The 21763-nt window shown below is 62.1% G+C and carries 20 protein-coding genes; 14 read left to right on the forward strand and 6 right to left on the reverse strand.

Features of this window, described 5'->3' with window-relative positions; all coding sequences use genetic code 11:
- Positions 1 to 29 precede the first annotated feature (29 nt).
- From cysM to CAF80_RS23575, 5 genes are all read left to right on the forward strand, one after another.
- Positions 30 to 932 (forward strand): cysteine synthase CysM, encoded by a 903-nt coding sequence (gene cysM / locus CAF80_RS23555; protein ID WP_039772872.1) that lies wholly within the window; start codon positions 30 to 32, stop codon positions 930 to 932.
- Positions 932 to 2317 carry a 23S rRNA (uracil(1939)-C(5))-methyltransferase RlmD gene (gene rlmD, locus CAF80_RS23560; RefSeq protein WP_074688158.1) on the forward strand — a complete coding sequence of 462 codons (1386 nt, stop codon included), beginning with the start codon at positions 932 to 934 and terminating at the stop codon, positions 2315 to 2317. The genes cysM and rlmD overlap by 1 nt, the downstream gene beginning before the upstream one ends.
- Positions 2318 to 2405: 88 nt before the next feature.
- Positions 2406 to 4649: a GTP diphosphokinase gene (gene relA, locus CAF80_RS23565; protein WP_007957789.1), complete on the forward strand. Its 2244-nt coding sequence runs from the start codon at positions 2406 to 2408 to the stop codon at positions 4647 to 4649.
- A 5-nt stretch (positions 4650 to 4654) separates the two neighbouring features.
- Entirely contained in the window at positions 4655 to 5488 is an 834-nt protein-coding gene (gene mazG / locus CAF80_RS23570; protein ID WP_074688518.1) for a nucleoside triphosphate pyrophosphohydrolase, read from the forward strand.
- A gap of 26 nt (positions 5489 to 5514) precedes the next feature.
- Complete coding sequence (locus CAF80_RS23575; RefSeq protein WP_007957793.1) at positions 5515 to 6057, forward strand: DUF2058 domain-containing protein; 543 nt, start codon at positions 5515 to 5517, stop codon at positions 6055 to 6057.
- Between the two features lie 97 nt (positions 6058 to 6154).
- On the opposite strand, the gene CAF80_RS23580 is transcribed toward CAF80_RS23575, so the two are convergent.
- The 6 genes from CAF80_RS23580 to CAF80_RS23605 form a co-directional block, all read right to left on the reverse strand.
- Positions 6155 to 6343, reverse strand: coding sequence for a hypothetical protein (locus CAF80_RS23580; RefSeq protein WP_039772867.1), 189 nt, complete (start codon positions 6341 to 6343; stop codon positions 6155 to 6157).
- 278 nt (positions 6344 to 6621) lie between these two features.
- On the reverse strand, positions 6622 to 7842 hold the full coding sequence (gene fabB, locus CAF80_RS23585; RefSeq protein WP_007957797.1) for a beta-ketoacyl-ACP synthase I: 1221 nt from the start codon (positions 7840 to 7842) through the stop codon (positions 6622 to 6624).
- Between the two features lie 11 nt (positions 7843 to 7853).
- Complete coding sequence (gene fabA, locus CAF80_RS23590) at positions 7854 to 8369, reverse strand: 3-hydroxyacyl-[acyl-carrier-protein] dehydratase FabA (protein WP_003227150.1); 516 nt, start codon at positions 8367 to 8369, stop codon at positions 7854 to 7856.
- Between the two features lie 247 nt (positions 8370 to 8616).
- Positions 8617 to 10518 carry an ATP-binding protein gene (locus CAF80_RS23595; RefSeq protein ID WP_039772865.1) on the reverse strand — a complete coding sequence of 634 codons (1902 nt, stop codon included), beginning with the start codon at positions 10516 to 10518 and terminating at the stop codon, positions 8617 to 8619.
- Positions 10515 to 11447 carry an ABC transporter substrate-binding protein gene (locus tag CAF80_RS23600; protein WP_039772863.1) on the reverse strand — a complete coding sequence of 311 codons (933 nt, stop codon included), beginning with the start codon at positions 11445 to 11447 and terminating at the stop codon, positions 10515 to 10517. Before CAF80_RS23600 ends, CAF80_RS23595 begins: the two co-directional genes overlap by 4 nt.
- Positions 11448 to 13571, reverse strand: a complete 2124-nt coding sequence (locus tag CAF80_RS23605) for a TonB-dependent siderophore receptor (protein WP_074688155.1) — start codon at positions 13569 to 13571, stop codon at positions 11448 to 11450. It lies immediately after the preceding gene.
- A 196-nt stretch (positions 13572 to 13767) separates the two neighbouring features.
- Here CAF80_RS23605 and CAF80_RS23610 point away from each other — a divergent pair, with 196 nt between their 5' ends.
- The 9 genes from CAF80_RS23610 (at position 13768) to CAF80_RS23650 (ending at position 21641) form a co-directional block, all read left to right on the forward strand.
- Positions 13768 to 14793 carry an NAD(P)H-dependent glycerol-3-phosphate dehydrogenase gene (locus CAF80_RS23610; RefSeq protein WP_039772860.1) on the forward strand — a complete coding sequence of 342 codons (1026 nt, stop codon included), beginning with the start codon at positions 13768 to 13770 and terminating at the stop codon, positions 14791 to 14793.
- An 18-nt stretch (positions 14794 to 14811) separates the two neighbouring features.
- The gene (locus CAF80_RS23615) at positions 14812 to 15159 is read left to right on the forward strand and encodes a DUF4389 domain-containing protein (RefSeq protein WP_039772859.1); all 348 of its coding nucleotides are present in this window, start codon (positions 14812 to 14814) and stop codon (positions 15157 to 15159) included.
- The gene (sixA, locus tag CAF80_RS23620) at positions 15156 to 15608 is read left to right on the forward strand and encodes a phosphohistidine phosphatase SixA (protein ID WP_007957806.1); all 453 of its coding nucleotides are present in this window, start codon (positions 15156 to 15158) and stop codon (positions 15606 to 15608) included. The genes CAF80_RS23615 and sixA overlap by 4 nt, the downstream gene beginning before the upstream one ends.
- A gap of 81 nt (positions 15609 to 15689) precedes the next feature.
- A complete protein-coding gene (locus CAF80_RS23625) occupies positions 15690 to 17345 on the forward strand; it encodes an AMP-binding protein (RefSeq protein ID WP_074688153.1) in 1656 nt (551 codons plus the stop codon).
- Between the two features lie 31 nt (positions 17346 to 17376).
- Positions 17377 to 17820, forward strand: a complete 444-nt coding sequence (locus CAF80_RS23630) for a hotdog fold thioesterase (protein WP_074688151.1) — start codon at positions 17377 to 17379, stop codon at positions 17818 to 17820.
- Positions 17821 to 17938: 118 nt separating this feature from the next.
- Entirely contained in the window at positions 17939 to 18745 is an 807-nt protein-coding gene (locus tag CAF80_RS23635) for an alpha/beta fold hydrolase (RefSeq protein WP_039772855.1), read from the forward strand.
- Complete coding sequence (locus CAF80_RS23640; protein WP_074688149.1) at positions 18742 to 19596, forward strand: alpha/beta hydrolase; 855 nt, start codon at positions 18742 to 18744, stop codon at positions 19594 to 19596. Before CAF80_RS23635 ends, CAF80_RS23640 begins: the two co-directional genes overlap by 4 nt.
- A gap of 127 nt (positions 19597 to 19723) precedes the next feature.
- Positions 19724 to 20530: a DUF4892 domain-containing protein gene (locus tag CAF80_RS23645; RefSeq protein WP_007957816.1), complete on the forward strand. Its 807-nt coding sequence runs from the start codon at positions 19724 to 19726 to the stop codon at positions 20528 to 20530.
- Positions 20531 to 20600: 70 nt separating this feature from the next.
- A complete protein-coding gene (locus CAF80_RS23650) occupies positions 20601 to 21641 on the forward strand; it encodes an AI-2E family transporter (RefSeq protein ID WP_039772850.1) in 1041 nt (346 codons plus the stop codon).
- Positions 21642 to 21763: the final 122 nt, after the last annotated feature.

Here is a 21763-nt window from a genome sequence, read left to right on the forward strand (position 1 = left end):
CCCCCGCTGTCCGGATTGCGAAAAACGCCATGACCTTGCAGTACCCAACCATCGCCGATTGCGTCGGCAACACGCCGCTGGTGCGTTTGCAGCGCCTGCCCGGTGTCACCAGCAACACCCTTTTGCTCAAGCTCGAAGGGAACAACCCGGCGGGTTCGGTCAAGGATCGTCCGGCGCTGTCGATGATCACCCGTGCCGAGTTGCGCGGGCAGATCCACGAAGGCGATACGCTGATCGAAGCGACCTCGGGCAACACCGGGATCGCCCTGGCGATGGCCGCCGCGATCAAGGGTTACAAGATGATCCTGATCATGCCGGACAACTCCAGCGCCGAGCGTAAGGCGGCGATGACCGCTTACGGCGCGCAGCTGATTCTGGTCAGCCAGGAAGAGGGCATGGAAGGCGCTCGCGATCTCGCCCAGCGGATGGAAGCCGAAGGCCGTGGCAAGGTGCTGGATCAGTTCGCCAACGGCGACAACCCTGAAGCGCACTACACCACCACCGGCCCGGAAATCTGGCGTCAGACCCAGGGCTCCATCACCCATTTCGTCAGCTCCATGGGCACCACCGGCACCATCATGGGCGTGTCGCGCTACCTCAAGGAACAGAACGACAACGTGCAGATCATCGGCCTGCAACCGATGGAAGGCTCGGCCATTCCCGGCATCCGCCGCTGGCCGCAGGAATACCTGCCGAAGATCTACCAGGCCGACCGCGTTGACCGCATCGTCGACATGGCGCAAAGCGAAGCCGAGGACGTCACCCGGCGTCTGGCCCGCGAAGAAGGCATCTTCTGTGGCGTGTCCTCGGGCGGTGCGGTGGCAGCGATGCTGCGCCTGTCCAAAGAAGTTGAAAACGCGGTGATCGTCGCGATCATCTGCGACCGTGGCGACCGTTACCTGTCGACCGGCATTTTCGACGCGCCCAACTGATGGCCAAGCATGAGAGAGGCCTGCGCTTCCAGCCCACCGGCGGCAGCAAGGCCGCGCAAATCCCGACCGGCAAAAAGCAGCGCCTGAGCATCGAGCGCCTGGCCAATGACGGTCGCGGCATCGCGTTTTTTGAAGGCAAGACCTGGTTCGTCCTCGGCGCTCTGGCGGGTGAGGAGGTCGAAGCGCGGGTGCTCGGCGCCCACGGCAAAGTGGTCGAGGCGCGCACCGAGCGCGTGTTCAGCGCCAGTCAATTGCGTCGTCCCGCACCTTGCCAGCACGCCGGCCGTTGCGGCGGTTGCAGCGTCCAGCATTTGCCCCACAACGAACAGCTTGCCCTGAAACAGCGCATGCTCGCCGAGCAGTTGTCGCGAGTCGCCGGTGCCGAGCCCGAAGAGTGGGCGGCGCCGTTGACCGGCCCCGAATTCGGCTACCGTCGCCGCGCCCGGATCGCCGTGCGCTGGGACAGCAAGGCCAAACAGCTTGAAGTCGGTTTCCGTGCCGCCGGCAGTCAGGATATCGTCGCGATCAGCGAATGCCCGGTGCTGGTACAGCCCTTGCAGCCGATCATGACCCGCTTGCCGGAGATGCTGCGACGCTTGAGCAAACCTCAGGCGCTGGGGCATGTCGAATTGTTCAGCGGCTCGTCACTCGCCGTCCTGCTGCGTCACATGGCGCCGCTGTCCGAGGCCGACCTGACGATCCTCAAGGATTTCTGCGCGTTCCATGAAGCGCAGCTCTGGCTGCATGGCGAAGGCGAACCGCAGCCGGTGGATGATGCACAGTCGCTTGGCTATCACCTGGAACAGTGGGATCTGCAATTGGCTTACCGGCCGGGGGATTTCATCCAGGTCAATGCCGGGGTCAACGAGGCCATGGTCGCCCAGGCGCTGGACTGGTTGAAACCGACGAGCGATGAGCGCGTGCTCGACCTGTTTTGCGGCCTCGGCAACTTCGCCCTGCCGCTGGCGAAAGCTGCGCGTGAAGTGGTGGCGGTCGAAGGCGTGCAGACCATGGTCGATCGCGCGGCAGCGAATGCCGCCAGCAACAATTTGCATAACACAAAGTTTTTTCAGGCCGATTTATCCCAGCCTTTGACCGATGCCCAGTGGATCGGAAACGGCTTTTCTGCGGTACTCTTGGATCCACCGCGCGACGGTGCTTTCGAGGTGGTGCGCAAGCTGGCGGCCTTGGGCGCCAAACGGTTGGTGTACGTGTCGTGCAACCCTGCAACTCTGGCGCGCGATACGGTCGAATTGATCAAGCAGGGCTACCGGTTAAAACGTGCCGGGATTCTCGATATGTTTCCTCAGACGGCACATGTCGAGGCCATGGCGTTATTTGAAGCGAGCCAGGATGGCTCGTCTGATCCGACTGGTCGTCCGTAGCGCTCGCCTTGGCCCCGCGAGCGCGAACGGGCATTGACGGTCAGTGATTTGACGCATTGAATCTGCGTCGTAGGGAAGGTAAAGCAAGATGGTACAGGTGAGAGCACACCAGCCGATCAACACTGACGGCAGTATCAATCTCGAGGCTTGGCTCGATCACGCGGTCAGTGTCGATCTGGCACTGGATCGCGAAGCCTTGAAAGAGGCCTGCGAGTACGCTCGCCAGGCCGAGCAGCAATCCAATGCGGCGAAGAATCTCTGGTCCGAAGGCAGCGGCAGTTTCAGCACCGGCCTTGAGATCGCCGAGATCCTCGCCGACCTCAAGCTCGATCAGGATTCGCTGGTTGCCGCGGTTCTGTATCGCGGCGTACGCGAAGGCCAGATTGAACTCGCAGCGGTCAGCCAGCGCTTCGGCCCGGTGGTCGCCAAGCTGATCGACGGCGTGCTGCGCATGGCGGCGATCAGTGCCAGCCTCAGCCCGCGCCAGTCGATGGTGCTCGGCACTCAGGGCCAGGTGGAAAACCTGCGCAAGATGCTGGTGGCGATGGTCGACGACGTGCGTGTCGCGCTGATCAAACTCGCCGAACGCACCTGCGCGATCCGTGCAGTGAAAACCGCCGACGACGAAAAACGTAACCGGGTCGCCCGGGAAGTGTTCGACATCTATGCGCCGCTCGCGCATCGACTCGGCATCGGTCATATCAAATGGGAACTGGAGGACCTGTCCTTCCGTTACCTGGAACCCGATCAATACAAACAGATTGCCAAGCTGCTGCATGAGCGGCGGCTGGATCGTGAGCGTTTCATCGCCGACGTGATGACCCAGCTCAAGGACGAACTGCAGGCCACCGGCGTCGAAGCCGACATCAGCGGTCGGGCCAAACACATCTATTCGATCTGGCGCAAAATGCAGCGCAAGGGTCTGGAGTTCAGCCAGATCTACGACGTGCGTGCGGTGCGCGTGCTGGTGCCGGAAATGCGCGACTGCTACACCGCGCTCGGTATCGTCCACACCCTGTGGCGGCATATCCCGAAAGAGTTCGACGACTACATCGCCAACCCGAAAGAGAACGGCTACCGCTCGCTGCACACGGCGGTAATCGGCCCGGAAGGCAAGGTGCTGGAAGTCCAGATCCGGACCCATTCGATGCACGAAGAGGCCGAACTCGGTGTCTGCGCGCACTGGCGCTACAAGGGCACCGACGTCAAGTCCGGCTCCAATCACTACGAAGAGAAAATCTCCTGGCTGCGTCAGGTCCTCGAGTGGCACGAAGAGCTGGGCGACATCGGTGGTCTGGCCGAACAGCTGCGGGTCGATATCGAGCCGGACCGGGTCTACATCTTCACCCCGGACGGTCACGCCATCGACTTGCCGAAGGGCGCGACTCCACTGGACTTCGCCTACCGCGTGCACACCGAAATCGGTCACAACTGCCGTGGCGCGAAGATCAACGGGCGCATCGTTCCGCTCAACTACAGCCTGCAGACCGGTGAACAGGTCGAGATCATCACCAGCAAGCACGGCACTCCGAGCCGTGACTGGCTGAACCCGAATCTGGGCTACGTCACCACGTCCCGGGCGCGGGCGAAGATCGTGCACTGGTTCAAGTTGCAGGCGCGCGATCAGAACGTCGCGGCGGGCAAGACCCTGCTCGAGCGCGAGCTCAATCGCCTCGGCCTGCCGGCGGTGGATTTTGACAAGCTGGCCGACAAGGCCAACATGAAAACCGCCGAAGACATGTTCGCCGCCCTCGGTGCCGGCGACCTGCGTCTGGCGCAACTGGTCAACCTGGCGCAACAGCTGGTCGAGCCGGAACGCGGCAACGAACAGCTGGAACTGATCCCGCGCAAGGCCACCGGCTACAAGCCGGGCAAGCGCGGCGACATTCAGATCCAGGGCGTCGGCAACCTGATGACGCAGATGGCCGGCTGCTGCCAGCCGTTGCCGGGCGATGCGATCGTCGGTTACATCACCCAGGGCCGTGGCGTGAGCATTCACCGTCAGGACTGCGCCTCGGTGCTGCAACTGGCCGGGCGCGAGCCGGAGCGGATCATCCAGGTCAGCTGGGGGCCGGTGCCGGTGCTCACCTACCCGGTGGATATCGTCATCCGCGCCTACGACCGATCCGGTCTGCTGCGTGACGTTTCGCAGGTGTTGCTCAACGAGCGGATCAACGTGCTGGCGGTCAACACCCGCTCGAACAAGGAGGACAACACCGCGCTGATGTCCCTGACCATCGAGATTCCGGGTCTGGACGCGCTGGGGCGGTTGCTGGGGCGGATTTCCCAGTTGCCGAACATCATCGAAACGCGGCGTAACCGGACTCCATGAAACCGATCTACAGCCTTGAAGATCTGCTGCACCTGATGAACCGTCTGCGCGACCCGCAGTATGGTTGCCCGTGGGACATCAAGCAGACTTACGCGACCATCGTCCCGCACACCCTTGAAGAGGCCTACGAAGTCGCCGACGCCATCGAGCGCGGCGACTTCGACCACTTGCAGGGCGAGTTGGGCGATCTGCTGTTTCAGGTGGTGTATTACAGCCAACTGGCGCGGGAGGAGGGACGGTTCGAATTTGCCGGGGTGGTCGACAGCATCACTCGCAAGCTGATCCGTCGCCATCCGCACGTGTTCCCCACTGGCGATCTGTATGCGCCGCTGGACGTGCCGCGTCTGAACGAGGAGCAGGTCAAGCAGCGCTGGGAGGAGATCAAGGCCGAAGAGCGTGCCGAGAAATCCGCCGAGCCGCAGCAACTGTCACTGCTCGACGATGTGCCGGCTGCATTGCCGGCCCTGTCCCGCTCGGCCAAGTTGCAGAAGCGCGCAGGGCAGGTCGGTTTCGACTGGCCGGATGCGTTGCCGGTGCTGGACAAGGTCCGTGAAGAACTCGATGAAGTGCTCGAAGCCATGTCCGAAAATGACCCGCAAGCGGTGGCCGACGAGATCGGCGATCTGCTGTTTTCGGTGGTCAATCTGGCCCGGCACCTGAAGGTCGATCCGGAAACTGCGTTGCGTGGCGCCAACGCCAAGTTCGAACGACGTTTCCGTTTTATCGAACAGGCATTGCGCGAAACCCACCGACCCATGGAAGATTGCACCCTCGAAGAGTTGGACGCCCTGTGGGGCGAAGCCAAACGTCAGGAAAAGAATTCGCCCAGCTGTGGCTGAGCCGTTGCCCAAGTGAGTAAGCATCAATGAGCCTTTCCCTTCGCGACCAGTTGCTCAAGGCAGGACTGGTCAACCAAAAGCAGGCCAAGCAGGTCAGCAAAGACAAACAGAAACAACAGCGCCTGGCCCACAAAGGCCAGATCGAACTGGACGACTCCCAGCAGCGTGCTGCCCAGGAAGCCCAGGCCGAGAAGGTCAAGCGCGACCAGGAGCTGAACCGTCAGCAGCAGGAGAAGGCCGAGGCCAAGGCCCGCGCCGCCCAGGTCAAGCAGTTGATCGAGGTCTCGCGTCTGCCGAAGCTGACCACCGAGGACTACTACAACTTCGTCGACGACAAGAAGGTCAAGCGCATCTCGGTCAACACGCTGATGCGCAACAAGCTCAGCAGCGGTTCGCTGGCGATCGTGCACCACGCCGGCGGCTACGAAGTGATTCCTCGTGAGGCCGCCCTGAAGATTCAGGAGCGCGATCCACAGCGCATCGTCCAGCTCAACGAGAAGGTCGAAGAGGTCAATGCCGAGGACGATCCGTACGCGGCCTACGTGATCCCTGATGATCTGATGTGGTAATCGGGTCTCGCCGGGCTGCGAAGCGGCCCTGAAGCACTCAACAACGACAAACCCCGCTCATGGCGGGGTTTGTCGTTTTCAATGCTGTGGTTTTGTTTCAGGCGGATTTCCGATCCCGCTGCTGTTCCTGCAGTTCCAGTTCGGCCTTGTAGTTGTGGGCGTCGATCTCGTTGTGGAACATGCCGACCAGCAAGTCTTGTTGATGCACATCCCAGATCCGTACGCCGGCGGCTACGCCTTCATGGGACATGTGTGAATCGTCGCGTTCAGTTACTTTTACAGTCATCTGCTAGCTCCAAATCTCAAGTTATCTGCAGCAAGGCGTGTGCAGGACTCTGTTATAGATTTTGTTAGCCTGCTAAGTAAACGCCCGATTCGTGCAATGTATTCTTGCGAAATCTGCAACAGCGCTGGAGCCCGCAGAAACCGCGACATTCAGTCGCAGGGCGGTAAGTTGCATGACAAACGTTTCATCTTGGCGCCGCTGAAAATGCCTTTCTCCAGGCAAAAAAAAACGCCCCGAACCAGTCGGGGCGTTTTCATGTGCGGCTCAGCGGGAGGGAATTACTTGCCTTCCCAGCGCTTCAGCACGAGGGTGGCGTTGGTGCCACCGAAGCCGAAGCTGTTGCTCATCACGGTGTTGATGGTGGCGTTCTCGCGGGTCTTGGTCAGCACCGGCAGATCGGCCACTTCAGGGTCCAGTTCGTCGATGTTGGCCGAACCGGCGATGAAGTTGCCTTCCATCATCAGCATGCAGTAGATCGCTTCGTGAACGCCGGCGGCGCCCAGGGAGTGACCCGACAGGCTCTTGGTGGAGCTGATAGCCGGGGCCTTGTCGCCGAACACTTCGCGCACACCTTTCATTTCCGCGACGTCGCCGACCGGAGTCGAAGTGCCGTGGGTGTTCAGGTAGTCGATCGGGGTGTCGACGGTGGACAGCGCCTGCTGCATGCAGCGGATCGCGCCTTCGCCGCTTGGAGCCACCATGTCGTAGCCGTCGGAAGTCGCGCCGTAGCCAACGATTTCCGCGTAGATCTTCGCGCCACGGGCGAGAGCGTGTTCCAGTTCCTCGACCACCACCATGCCGCCACCACCGGCGATGACGAAACCGTCACGGTCGGCGTCGTAGGCGCGGGAAGCTTGTTCCGGGGTGTCGTTACGCTTGCTGGACAGTGCGCCCATCGCGTCGAACAGGAACGACTGGCTCCAGTGCTCTTCTTCACCGCCACCGGCGAACACGATGTCCTGCTTGCCCATCTGGATCTGTTCCATGGCGGTACCGATGCAGTGAGCACTGGTGGCGCAGGCAGAAGCGATGGAGTAGTTCAGGCCCTTGATCTTGAACGGTGTGGCCAGGCACGCCGAAACGGTGCTGCTCATGGTCCGCGTTACACGGTATGGGCCGACGCGCTTGACGCCTTTCTCGCGCAGGATGTCCAGCGCTTCCATCTGGTTCAGGGTCGATGCGCCGCCGGAACCTGCGATCAGGCCGGTACGCGGGTTGGACACCTGCTCTTCGGTCAGACCGGAGTCGGCGATGGCGTCTTTCATGGCCAGGTAGGCGTAAGCCGCTGCGTGGCCGACGAAGCGATAGATCTTGCGATCGATCAGCTCTTCAAGGTTGAGGTCGATGGAGCCGGAAACCTGGCTACGCAGACCCATTTCGGCGTATTCCGGGTTGAACCGGATGCCAGGGCGGCTTGCACGCAGGTTAGCGGAGACGGTCTCTTTGTCATTGCCCAGGCACGAAACGATGCCCAGACCAGTGATAACGACGCGGCGCATGCGAATAACCCTTAGAAGTTGTCAGTGGAGGTGAACACGCCGACGCGAAGGCCTTCGGCGGTGTAGATTTCGCGACCGTCGACAGTCACCGAACCGTCGGCGATGGCCAGGTTCAGTTTGCCCTTGAGGACGCGCTTGATATGAATGTTGTAGGTGACTTTCTTGGCGGTCGGCAGGACCTGACCGAAGAATTTCACTTCGCCCGAACCCAGCGCTCGGCCGCGGCCCGGCAGGCCTTGCCAGCCCAGGAAGAAGCCGACCAGTTGCCACATGGCGTCCAGACCCAGGCAGCCCGGCATCACCGGATCGCCTTCGAAGTGACACGCGAAGAACCACAGGTCAGGGTTGATATCCAGCTCGGCGACCAATTCACCTTTGCCGTACTTGCCGCCTTCTTCGCTGATCAGGGTGATGCGATCCACCATCAGCATGTTCGGGGCGGGCAGTTGCGCGTTACCTGGGCCGAACAGCTCACCGCGACTGCAGCGCAGCAGGTCTTCCCGAGTAAAGGCGTTTTGTTTGGTCATGCGAGCTCCTCAATAATCCCATGCGGCAGGTGGGGCAAATCTTCCCGGCCGATCGACGCGTTCATGCCTCGAACCGGCAGCCTACTCATAGACTATTGCGTTGTGGTGAAAGTCACAGCACCAAGGACATGAATGTACACTTGTGCACTGAAATTTTTAATCAAGCCCCTTTTGAGGCCCGTTCGGGTGCCTAAGACTGCCGCACTTTCGCTTTTCACGCCAGTCGCAGATGCTCGAAAGGGCCTCTCTACTGCACCCAGCGCTGCAGAATCTGCTGCAGGTCATTGCGTTTGAATGGCTTGGCCAGGTAATCGTTCATCCCCGCCGACAGGCAGTTTTCGCGATCACCCTGCAACGCGTTGGCGGTCAGGGCGATGATCGGCACCTGGCCGCAGCCGGGCAGGCGGCGGATCTGTCGGGTCGCCTCGTAACCGTCGATGAGCGGCAGGCGGCAATCCATCAGGATCGCTTCGAAACGGCTGTCCCCGGCACTGCGCACCGCCTGCACGCCATCGGTGGCGACGCTGACGGTAAAGCCCAGGCTGCGCAGCATCGCTTCGATCACGGTCTGGTTGACCGGGTTGTCCTCGACCAGCAACACATGGCGTCCTTCGCCGTGACCGTTACCGTTCAATGCGCGCGGTGCCGCCAGCGCGGGCAGTGCCTGCTTATATAGGGCCAGTGGTATTTCCAGGGTGAACACCGAGCCGCGACCTTCTTCACTCTGGGCACGCAAGGTGCCGCCCATCCGCTCGGCGAGGGTGCGGGCAATCGGCAGGCCCAGGCCGGTGCCGCCATAACGACGGGAAATCGAGCTGTCGGCCTGCTGGAACGCGTTGAACATCAGCTCCAGGCTCTGCGGCGAAATCCCGATGCCACTGTCACGCACCGCGCAGGTGAACCACAACAACTCGTGATCCAGCGACTGCCACTGCGCCTCGATGCTGACGCGCCCCTGCTCGGTGAACTTCAGCGCATTGCCCACCAGGTTGACCAGAATCTGCCGGATCCGCGTCGGATCGCCCTGTACCTGCAAGTCGTGCATGTCATCGGGGATCCGCAGTTGCAGGGCCAACCCGCGTTGCGCCGCGCTGTGCTGGAAGGAATGGGCGCAGGCGCCGATCAGGTCGGCTAGGTTGAACGGAATGTGCTCCAGCTCCAGCTCCGAACGTTCGATGCGCGAGAAATCCAGAATGTCGTTGATCACCTTGAGCAAGTGCTCGGTGGACTCGGAAGCCAGCGCCGCGTACTCGACCTGCTCCTCGGTCATGTCGGTGGTTTCCAGCAATTGCAGCATGCCCAGCACGCCGTTCATCGGAGTGCGCAGCTCATGGCTCATCATCGCCAGGAAATCCGATTTGGCGTTGTTGGCCTTTTCCGCCTCTTCGCGGGTCTGGATCAGTTGCGCCATCGCCTGATGCTGTTCGCGGCTGGCCTGCTCCAGCGCCTGGGCCAGGTTGTTGATGTGCTGGGACAGTGCGCCCAGCTCGGTGTCATCGACGATCGGCAGCGGGGTTTTGTAGTCGCCCTCCTGAATCGCCTTGACCGCATTGCCGATGTCGCGGATCGGCTGCGACAGGCTGCCGGCCAGTCGCCGCGCCAGCACAAAGGTGAAGAGCAGGGCGAACAACGCCAGAATCCCGGCCTTGAGCAGGATCTCCTGTTGGCGCTGACTGAAGGCATCGTTGGACAGACCGACGATCACCCGCCCCAGATAATCCTCGCTGGCCACCCCGGGGCTGCTTTTGCCGTCCTGAAAGAAATCGTTGTGCAAGGCGATGCGTTGCAGCCGCACCGGTGCCTGGAACACCTCGACCTGATGCGGACGATTGTGCGCATCCGCCGGCTGTTCGACGTAGGCCAGAATCCGGTTGGCGCTGTCCTGCACTTCCAGAAACCGCACGTTCGGCGTGGCCAGCGTGGCCTTGAGCAGGCTTTCCAGGACTTCGTTATTGCCGGAAATCACCCCGTACTCGGTGGCCGGTGCGAGTTGGTTGGCGATCAACTGGCCGGTGTGGTTCAGCTCCTGACGCAAATCCTGAATGCGCACGAAGGTGAAAAAGCTGATCAGCAGCAAGGTCAGCAACAGCGCAGGGCCCAGACTGATCAACTGAGTGCGGGTGTTGATGTCCCAACGGCGGAAAATCATGGGCGGCGCTCTCCTTCGGCCAGCTCTGCGGCGACAGACGCTTCATTGATCGGTTCTATCCCTAAGGAACGAGCCACCTGCGCATTACTTGAGACTTTAAAACGTCCGGGGTAGAGCGTGCGCGGCCAGGTGGCCGGTGGCCGGTCCAGCAATTCGTCGAGGACGGCCAGCCAGTCGTTCTGATCGCTGTAGGTACTGGCCAGGCTGCCGGCGCGAACGAACGAGACATTCGGCCCGACCAGTGCCAGTTGCCGAGAGTAACTGCTGAGCAACAGGTTCTTCGCGGTTTTCGGGTTGTACAGGTCAGGGTCGTCGAGGCCCAGCAGCACGTCGCTGCTTTTCAGCACGGTCTGCAAGGGGCGGCTGTCATGGGTGTTGTCCCAGCGCTGCGGGACGATTTGCAGATTCAGCGGCTGGGCGGCCGATTGCAGCTCCTTGAGCAGGAACTCGCTGTGCTGATCGAACAGCACGCCGACGCGCCCGGCCTGGGGCAGAATCCGGCGGATCAGTTGCAACTGACGACTCAGCGGCGGATCGGCCCACAGCAGGCTCAAGTGGGGTGGTTGCGCGTCGCCGAAGCGTTGCCGGGCCTGCAAACGGCTGATGCGCAGGACCAACGTCGCCGGCCCTTGGGATTCCTGCATGCGCCAGTCGAGGCTCGGCAGATCCAGCAGAATCAGGCGCAGGCTCGACGGCAACTTGCCCGGCGCCGGCAGGCTGGCCAGCGGCTGGAAATGCACGCGGTCGGTCGGGCGCAGTTCGCTCAGGGCCTGAACGAAGGACTGCACACCGGGGCTTTCCTCGGCGCCGGTCAGCAGAATATCGGCCGCCTGCACGGCCACGCCATGCAGCCACGCTGTCAGGAACAGACACAGCCCGGCCAGCCATTGGCCGAGCGTTGGCATCTTCCGTGACATGGCGTAACGCATCTAGAACTCCAGCTCGGCGCTGAAATACACCACGCGGCGTTCGTCGTAATTGTTGTCGACGAAGGTGGTCGGCTCATGGTCGAGGCGTTGTTGCAGCACGCCGGCCAGTTGCAGCTGGGCCTTGCCCAGGGCGATGCGTTTGGCGATCCGCGTGTCCACCCGCTCGAAGCGGTAACCGTTGAGCGCGTTGTCACCGTAATAGAAGAGGGCGCTGTTCCAGCCGTGGCCCCAATCGCGCAGCCAGCCCGCCGAACCGCTGTTGCGCGCGGTGAATTGCTGATCCAGCGGATTGCTCGCCTCGGCGTCGACGAAGGCGTATGTCAGGCGCAAGCGGTCAGCCGCACTCAGGCGCCAGTCCAGTTGCGTCTCGGTGCCGCGAAACCGCGAATCGTTGGCGTTGCTGGCGATGTACTGATTGTTGCGCAGCGGCTCGCTGATCATCCCGGTGATTTCGTCGTAGAACAGCTTCACGTCCAGCGCCAAGCCCCACTCCGGGAAATAGCCGTTGTAGCCCAGTTCCCGCGAGCGCATGTGCTCCTGGTCCAGATCGCCGGGGCCCCGGGTCTTGACGAAGTAGCGTGCCGAAGACTGGCCATAGGCGGCGGGCCGCAGGTTGGTCACCTGATAACTCCAGTTGACGTTGTTCTCGAACATGTCCGGCGAACGGATGGCTTCCGAATACACCGCGCGCAGGCTGTGGCGTGGATTGAACAGGTAGTTGACCGCAAACCGGGGCGTCAGCGAGCTGCCGATCAATTGCGTGTCTTCGAACATGGCGCCGCCCTGCAACAGCCAGTGTTCGCTGGCGCGCCATTCGAGTTGGCCGAAAGCGCGCCAGGTGGTGTCGTCCAGCGTGCCGTTGAAATAGGTCTCGGAATCGGCCCGGTCGTAACGATAGTTCAGGCCGCTGACCAGACGCAGGCTATCGGACAGGCTGAGGGTGTCCTGCAATTCCAGGTCGTAGCGCGATTCCCGGGCACTCTGATCAATGTCGCCGCACAGAGTCTGGCGCGCGCCGTTGCGCCACTGATCCAGCACCTGATTGGCCAGGGTCATTTCCTGTGGCGTGCCGGCGGGTGCGCCGGGCCCGGTGAACAGCGTCATGTTGCGGGCCAGGCGTTCGGTGTAGTTCGGATTGAGTTGCCACAGCTCGGTCAATTGCGGGCTGAACGACACTTCGGCGTCACAGGCGCGCCAGGTCTGCTGGCGATCCCAGTGTTGCGCCGAGCCTTGCACATAAAGGCTGTGATCGGGGTTGATGTCCAGGTTCCAGCGCACCGAACCGGCGTAGTCCTTGGCAACCACGTCGGAATTGTTCCCGGCAGCGGTAATTCCGGAGAACACCGGGCGGTAGGTGTAAGGCCGCTGATTGGTCCCGTCCTTGGCATTGACCTGCCAGTCCAGGCTCTGGTTGTCGCTCAGGGTCTGGCTGACCGCGAGGCTGAAGCGGTTCAAGCGACGGTTGTCGCGGTAATCGGCGCCGGTGCGGTCGCTGTCAAAGCCGTCGTCCTCCTGGCCGGACAGCGACAGACGCAGGTCGCCGCCATTCCAGCCGGTGCTCTGGCTGGCATAGAAATCGTTGATGCCGCGTTGGCCGCGGGTCAGCTTCAGTCGTGTGCCGTGGCTGTCCGCCGGGTTGCGGGTGATGATGTTGATCACCGCCATCAGCGCGTTGGCGCCGTAGCTGACGGTGTTCGGGCCGCGAAAGACTTCGATGCGCTCGATGTCTTCCATGGCCACCGGGATATCGCTCCAGTCCACGGTCGCCAGACCGGCGCGGTACACCGAGCGGCCGTCGATCAACACCTGCATGCGCCGGGCTTCGCTGGCGTTGGTCCCGTGATAGTTCACCGCCGCCTGATTGCCGCTGATATTGCCGACCATCATCCCCGGCACCAGGCGCAGCAGTTCACTGATGTCCCGGGCGCCACTGGCGGCAATCAGTTCGCTGTCGAGCACGGTCATGCTGCCGGGTACTTCCGCCGGTGACTGTTTCAGGCGGGTGGCGGTCAGGATCTGCGGCAAGGCCTCACTGTCGACAAACAGGTCGTCCGCCAACAGCACCGGGCTGAACAGCAGCGCCAGCAGCAGGGACGAACGCGGGGAAGGGGGGCCAGAAAACACGACGCAGCCTTGATAGCAAAGAATTGGCGCGCATGTTAACCGAGGTCGACGACTTTTCCAGTCACGTTGCAGGCATTTTCCTCGGTTTTATTGGTCTTCTTCCTACAAGTGCGGGTAATTGACGCCGGGGCTGTCCGAGAAGGGGACGCTCCGTATAATGCCGGCATCGCCACTGGTATGGATTAACGGATTACATATGACTGAACAGCGCCCGATTGCGGTCCTGGGAGGCGGAAGTTTCGGTACCGCCGTGGCCAATCTGTTGGCCGGGAACGGCCATCATGTCCGGCAGTGGATGCGTGACCCCGAACAGGCCGAGGCCATCCGGGTCAATCGCGAGAACCCGCGTTACCTCAAAGGCATCAAGATTCTGCCCGGCGTGACGGCGGTCACCGACCTGCAGGAAACCCTCGACGCCTGCGATTTGTGTTTCGTCGCGTTGCCGTCCAGCGCGCTGCGCACGGTATTGGCGGCACACGCCGAACGCCTGAGCGGCAAGATGCTGGTCAGCCTGACCAAGGGCATCGAAGCCCACACCTTCAAACTGATGAGCCAGATCCTCGAAGAGATCGCCCCGCAGGCACGTATCGGCGTGCTGTCCGGGCCAAACCTGGCGCGGGAAATCGCCGAGCACGCGCTGACTGCCACCGTGGTTGCCAGCGAAGACGAAGAACTCTGCAAAGCCGTGCAGGCCGCGTTGCATGGCCGCACTTTCCGCGTCTACGCCAGCGCCGACCGTTTCGGCGTGGAATTGGGCGGCGCACTGAAAAACGTCTACGCGATCATCGCCGGCATGGCGGTGGCGCTGGAAATGGGCGAGAACACCAAGAGCATGCTGATCACCCGCGCCCTGGCCGAAATGACCCGGTTTGCGGTGAATCAGGGCGCCAACCCGATGACCTTCCTCGGTCTGGCCGGTGTCGGTGACCTGATCGTCACTTGCTCGTCGCCGAAAAGCCGCAACTACCAGGTCGGTTTCGCCCTCGGTCAGGGCTTGAGTCTCGACGAAGCAGTGTCGCGCCTGGGTGAAGTGGCCGAAGGGGTCAACACCCTGAAAGTGCTCAAGGCCAAGGCCCAGGAGGTCGGCGTGTACATGCCGCTGGTCGCCGGACTGCATGCAATCCTGTTTGAAGGGCGCACGCTTGAGCAGGTGATCGGTCTGCTGATGCGTGCCGAACCGAAAACCGATGTCGACTTTATTTCCACAAGTGGTTTCAACTGATTCAGCAGGGAGCAGGCCATGAACGATCCGAAAACCGAAGCCAAATATGAATCCATCCTCCTGCGGGTGTTGTGGATGATTGTTTACATCCTGGTCTGGCAGGTGGCGCAGTTCATCCTCGGCGCGGTGGTGCTGGTGCAGTTGATCTATCGTTTGTTCTATGGCGCCCCAAGCGCCAGCCTGATGAATTTCGGCGACAGCCTGAGCCAGTTTCTGGCGCAGATCGGCCGTTTCGGCAGCTTCCACAGCGACCAGAAACCCTGGCCGTTCGCCGACTGGCCGGCGCCGCGTACGCCGGAAGGTGAAGCGCCACACGTTGTCGCGCCGGCACCGCATCCGGCCCGGGATGAGGAACCCAAGCTATGAAACTCTGGGTATTGCGTCACGGTGAGGCCGAGCCCTATGGCTCGCGCCCCGACTCCGAGCGAGAACTCACCGCCCACGGTCGCAAGGAAGTGTTGAGCAGCGCGGCCCGTTTGATGGGTCAGCCGCTGACCGCCATCTACGCCAGCCCGTACCTGCGGGCGCAGCAGACGGCGCAACTGGTGCGCGAGGCGCTGGGCTTCGAGCCGGAAATCCGTACAGTCGAGTGGTTGACCCCGGAAGTTGACCCGGACCGCGTGGCCGAGCAACTGGTGTCGGTGAGCAACGTGCTGCTGGTCAGCCACAATCCGCTGGTGGGCAATCTGCTCAGCTACCTGCAACACGGTGCGGGCTACCCACCGGAAAAGGTCAGCACCGCCGGGCTCGCCGAGCTTGAACACAGCGAGTTGCTGATCGGCTCGATGACGCTCAACAGCCTTAAACATCCCTGAAATTTTTTGTATGAAATAGTCAACCAAGCACTTGCTTGGTTGACTACGCTTGCTCCAGACCAAAAAACAGGAGCGAGTCGAATGTCTTCCGCCTTCCGTTTGCCGCTGGACGTGTTTTACGAACGCGAGGCCCGGCACCCGCGTCAGCGTTTTCTGGTGCAGCCGATCGGCGGCGGGCAGGTCGAGACACTGACCTGGGCCGACGTCGGCCATCAGGCCCGCTGCGCGGCGCACTGGCTGCGCTCCCGGGAATTGCCGCAAGGCAGCCACATCGCCCTGATCTCGAAAAACTGCGCGCACTGGATCATCGCCGATCTGGCGATCTGGATGGCCGGGCATGTCTCGGTGCCGCTCTATCCGAACCTCACCGCCGAGTCGGTGAATCAGGTGCTGACCCACTCGGAAAGCGTGCTGGCGTTCATCGGCAAGCTCGATGACTGGCCGAGCATGTCAGCGGGCATACCGGCCGGCCTGACCACCGTCAGCCTGCCGCTGCATCCACCGGGCACATTCGATTTCAACTGGGATGACCTGCAACGCAGCTCGCCGATCCAGGACGATCCGCGTCCCGCCGCCGAGCAACTGGCGACCATCATTTACACCTCCGGCACCACCGGCCTGCCCAAGGGCGTGATGCACAGCTTCGCCAATCTCGGGTTTGCGACGACGCGCGGCACGCAGCTGTTCGGCCTCAATGAGAACGACCGGCTGCTGTCGTATCTGCCGCTGTGTCATGTGGCCGAACGGATGTTCGTTGAACTGGCGTCGATCTATACCGGGCAGACAGTTTTTTTCGCCGAAAGCCTCGACACCTTTCTTGCCGATCTCAAGCGGGCGCGGCCGACGGCGATGTTCGGGGTGCCGCGGATCTGGACCAAGTTCCAGATGGGCGTCTACAGCAAGATCCCGGCAAAACGTCTGGATTTCCTGCTCGGTCTGCCCTTTATCGGCAAACGGATCGGCCACAAGGTATTGGCGGGGTTGGGGCTGGATGCGTTGCGCGTGGCGCTGTCCGGTGCGGCGCCGGTGCCGCTGACCCTGTTGCGCTGGTATCAGAAACTCGGGCTCGACGTGCTGGAGGTCTACGGCATGACCGAAAGCTGCGGTTATTCGCACATCTGCCTGCCGGGGCAATACAAGGAAGGCTGGATCGGCCGGCCGTGCCCCGAAGTTGAAGTGCGGATCGACGAGTCGGGCGAAGTGCAGGTGCGCAGCCAGGCGAACATGCTCGGCTATTTCAAGGAACCGCAGAAAACCGCCGAGACCCTCACCGAAGACGGCTTCCTGCGCACTGGCGACAAGGGTGAGCAGGATGCGGAAGGGCGTTTGCGCCTGACCGGGCGGCTCAAGGAAATCTTCAAGACCAGCAAGGGCAAATACGTCGCCCCGGCGCCGATCGAAAACCGTCTGGCGGTGCATTCGCGGATCGAGCAGGTCTGCGTGGTCGGCGATGGCCTGAGTGCGCCGCTGGGGTTGTGCGTGCTCTCGGCGGTGGGCCGGGAAGAGCCCCGCGCGCCGCTGCATTCGAGCCTGGAAAAATTGCTGGAGGAGGTCAACGCCGTGCTCGACAAGCACGAGCGCCTGCGTCGGCTGGTGGTGGTCAAGGACAGTTGGGCAGTGGAGAACGGCTTCCTCACCCCGACCTTGAAGATCAAACGCAACATCATCGAAGACACCTACGGGGCACGTTTCGAAGAATGGAGCGAGCGCAGCGAGGCGGTGCTGTGGCAGGATTGAGCGTCGATCAAAACAACAAAGGAAGCCTGCGATGACCTTGTGGCGCACCACTCCGAACATCGAGCAGTTGAACGCAATCCAGAATAACACCATCGGCGAAGTGCTGGACATTCGCTTCGAGTCCTTCGACGAAGAATCGCTGACGGCCAGCATGGTCATCGACCATCGCACCCATCAGCCTTACGGCCTGTTGCACGGCGGCGCCTCGGTGGTGCTGGCGGAAACGGTCGGGTCGATGGCCAGTTACCTGTGCATCGACGCCAGCAAGTTCTATTGCGTGGGTCTGGAAATCAACGCCAACCACTTGCGCGGCTTGCGCAGCGGACGAGTGACGGCGGTGGCCAAACCGATTCACATCGGCCGCACCACCCACGTCTGGGACATCCGCCTGACCAGCGATGAAGGCAAGGCCAGTTGTGTGTCGCGCTTGACCATGGCAGTGGTGCCGCTGGGAGAACAACCGCCGGCGCGTTAATGGCCGCAGCGTCATAGCCCTGACCGGACTGTCATCATTCCTGGCAGTTACGGTCATTGCTGTGGGACGCGGTCTTACGGACAATCAACGCCTGTTTTCCGCTCATGGATTTGCCGGTATGTCGCAACCGATCTTCTTCGCCCACGCCAACGGTTTCCCTTCGGGCACCTACGGCAAACTGTTCGCGGCGCTGGCGCCCGAGTACCGGGTCGCGCATCTGGAACAACATGCCCATGACCCGCGTTTTCCGGCGGGTGACAACTGGTATCACCTGGTCGATGAACTCATCCATCATCTTCAACAGCAAGACGAGCCGGTGTGGGGCGTTGGCCATTCCTTCGGCGGCATGCTGCATTTGCACGCCGCACTGCGTTGCCCAGAACTGTATCGGGGCGTGGTGATGCTCGATTCACCGGTGCTGACCCGCACCGATCAATGGGTGATCCGCGCCGCCAAGCGCTTTGGTTTCATCGACAAACTGACCCCGGCCGGCCGCACGCTGGGGCGCCGCGAAGAGTTTGCCGATCTGGACAGTGCCCGCGGTTATTTCGCTGGCAAGACGTTGTTCCGCAGCTTTGATCCGGAATGTTTCGATGCCTATCTGCAACACGGTCTGCACAAGGTCGGTGACAAGCTGCGTCTGCGCTTCGATCCCGCGACCGAGATCAGCATCTATCGCGGCGTGCCGCACACCAGTCCTGCGCATACCCGGCAATTGAAAGTGCCGCTGGCGGTGGTGCGTGGACACAAGAGCCGCGTGGTGATGAACCATCACACCCGATTTGTCGGACGCCTGCCTCAGGGCGAGTCGCTGACCGTACCCGGCGGGCACATGTTTCCGCTTGAGCGTCCGCAGGACACCGCACAATTACTGAAAAACCTGTTCAATCGCTGGGAGCGCCGGCAAGACAAGGATTGCGCATGAACCCCGCCGTTGAAGAAGTGCGCCTGAGCCTGCCGCATATCGAACTGGCGGCACACCTGTTCGGCCCGGAAGACGGGTTGCCGGTGATCGCCCTGCACGGCTGGCTGGATAACGCCAACAGCTTCGCGCGCCTGGCGCCGAAGCTCAAAGGCTTGCGCATCGTGGCGCTGGACATGGCTGGTCACGGGCATTCCGGGCATCGTCCGAACGGCGCCGGTTACGCGCTGTGGGATTACGCCCACGACGTGCTGCAGGTCGCCGAGCAACTGGGCTGGAAACGTTTCGGCCTGCTCGGGCATTCCATGGGTGCGATCGTGTCGCTGGTGCTGGCCGGGTCGTTGCCCGAACGCATCACCCATCTGGCGTTGATCGACGGGGTGATTCCTCCTACCGACAAAGGCGAAAATGCCGCCGAGCGCATGGGCATGGCCTTACAGGCGCAGCTCGATCTTCGGGAAAAGCGCAAACCGGTCTACAACACCCTCGACCGGGCGATCGAAGCGCGGATGAAAGGGCTGGTGGCGGTCAGTCGCGAAGCCGCCGAACTGCTGGCGCAACGCGGTCTGATGCCGGTGCCCGGCGGTTACACCTGGCGCACTGACAATCGTCTGACGTTGCCGTCGCCGCTGCGTCTGACCCAGGAACAGGCGATGGCGTTCGTCCAGCGCATTGCCTGCCCCGCGCAGTTGGTGGTCGCCGCCGACGGCATGCTGGCCAAACATCCCGAGCTGCTGGAACGTCTACCCTTTGCCCGGGAACAGCTGCCGGGCGGGCACCATCTGCACCTGAACGATGAGGCCGGGGCCGAGCTTGTCGCAGACTGTTTCAATCGGTTCTTCGCCATTCCTTGACTTGCTCCCGGCAACTGTCGAGGCTGGGCGGGTTGAAATGGGAGACAACCAAGATGGATTTCTACACCGCTGCGACTTCGAACTGCCCTCAAGGCACCCAGGCCATGCCCCTGCGATGAGCCTGTCCATGCGATCTATCAGTCTGCTGGCGCTGTGCTGTTTCAGTCCCTTTCTATTCGCTGCCGACCTGCCGGGCAGTCAGGATCTGCCGATCGTGCCGCGTGTGGCCGATGCGCAGATCGTCGACTATCGCCCCGCCGTGGAGCTGGAGCGGATCTACCCGCTCGGCTCGATCCGCAAGATCAGCGGCCAGTTGCGTTTCGACGGCCAGGTCAGCGCCCGGGGGCAAACCACCTCGGTGACCTATGAATTACCGCCGGAACATTCCGCCACCGAAGCCTTTACCCTTGCCCGCGAAGCCCTGCAAAAGCAGGATGCCCAGCTGTTGTTCTGGTGTCAGGCCCGGGATTGCGGCGAGAGCAGCCTGTGGGCCAACGAAGTGTTCGGCAACGCCAAGCTGTACGGTGCCGACGAGCAGCAGGCCTATCTGCTGCTGAGGCTCGCGGCCCCGCGCGACAACACGCTGGTGGCGCTGTACAGCATCACCCGCGGCAATCGCAAAGCCTATCTGCACGTTGAACAGTTCGAGGCGCTGGCCCCGCTGGGTGACCTGCTGCCGACTTCGGCCACGCTGCTGCGGGAACTGAAAAGCACCGGCGAACTGGACTTTCCCAAGCTCGCCGGCGATCCGGATGACACCTGGCTGCGCTTGCTGTCCCGTGGTTTGAACCTCGACACCACCTTGCGGGTGACGGTGTCCGGGCCCAAGGCCGAGGCCTGGCGGCAGGCGCTGATCGGGCAGGGCGTGCGCGCCGCGCGAATGGAAACCGGCAGTGTCGACGGCGAAGGTCTGCGCATCGATCTGTTGCGATAAGGTGTCTTTGGCGGACACGCTCGACGTGTTCGCCTACTCTTTGCCTGACTGATTTTTTTCGAGATTTCACATGCCCAATAATGATCGTCTGTTGGTGCAGATCCTGTTGCTGGTGCTGTTTGGTGCCAGTTTCTGGGTGATGGCGCCGTTCTGGTCGGCGCTGTTCTGGGGCGCGGTGCTGGCGTTTGCCAGTTGGCCGCTGATGCGCTTGCTGACCCGCTGGCTCAATGGCCGGGAATCCCTGGCGGCCCTGGTTCTGACCATGGGCTGGATGTTGCTGGTAGCGGGGCCGCTGGTGTGGCTCGGCTTTAACCTGGCCGATCACGTACGTGACGCTACGGCGTTCATCAAGGATGTGCAGGTCGACGGGCTGCCCGAGGCGCCGAGCTGGCTGGGTGGCGTGCCTTTGGTGGGCGAACGGCTGGTGGGGATCTGGAACAGCATCGATCAGCAGGGCGCGGCGCTGATGGTGACGGTCAAACCCTATCTGGGGCAGGTCGGCAACTGGCTGCTGGCGCGCAGTGCGCAGATCGGCAGCGGGATTCTCGAGCTGACCCTGAGCATTGTCTTCGTGTTCTTTTTCTACCGCGACGGGCCGCGGCTGGCGGCATTCGTGCACAGTCTGCTGGAGCGCTTGATCGGTGATCGGGCCGGATACTACATCGATCTGGTGGCCGGTACCGTGCAACGGGTGGTCAACGGGGTGATTGGTACAGCGGCAGCGCAAGCGGTGCTGGCGCTGATCGGGTTCCTGATTGCCGGCGTGCCGGGGGCGCTGGTGCTGGGGATCGTGACGTTTCTGCTCAGTCTGATTCCGATGGGGCCGCCGCTGGTGTGGATTCCGGCCACGGCATGGCTGGCCTGGAAGGGCGAGTACGGGATGGCGGTGTTTCTCGGGATCTGGGGGACGTTCATCATCAGTGGCGTGGATAACGTGCTCAAGCCGTATCTGATCAGCCGGGGCGGGAATCTGCCGTTGGTGATTGTGTTGCTTGGGGTGTTTGGCGGGTTGATTGCGTTTGGGTTTATCGGGTTGTTTATCGGGCCTACGCTTTTGGCTGTTGCTTATAGTTTGTTGACGGATTGGAGTAAGAGTCAGGCTCGGGTTTGAGGCTTTGGACTTGGCGGCCTTTGGGCCGACCAGGTTTTGGGTTGACTGTGTACATATCCGTTTCTTCGGGTGCTGCGGGTGACGGTTTCGCCCTTACGGCGAGTCCCTTTTGGCAAACGCCC

Origin of the sequence: Pseudomonas sp. B34(2017) (genome assembly GCF_002112915.1) — a bacterium.
GTDB lineage: Bacteria > Pseudomonadota > Gammaproteobacteria > Pseudomonadales > Pseudomonadaceae > Aquipseudomonas > Aquipseudomonas pharyngis.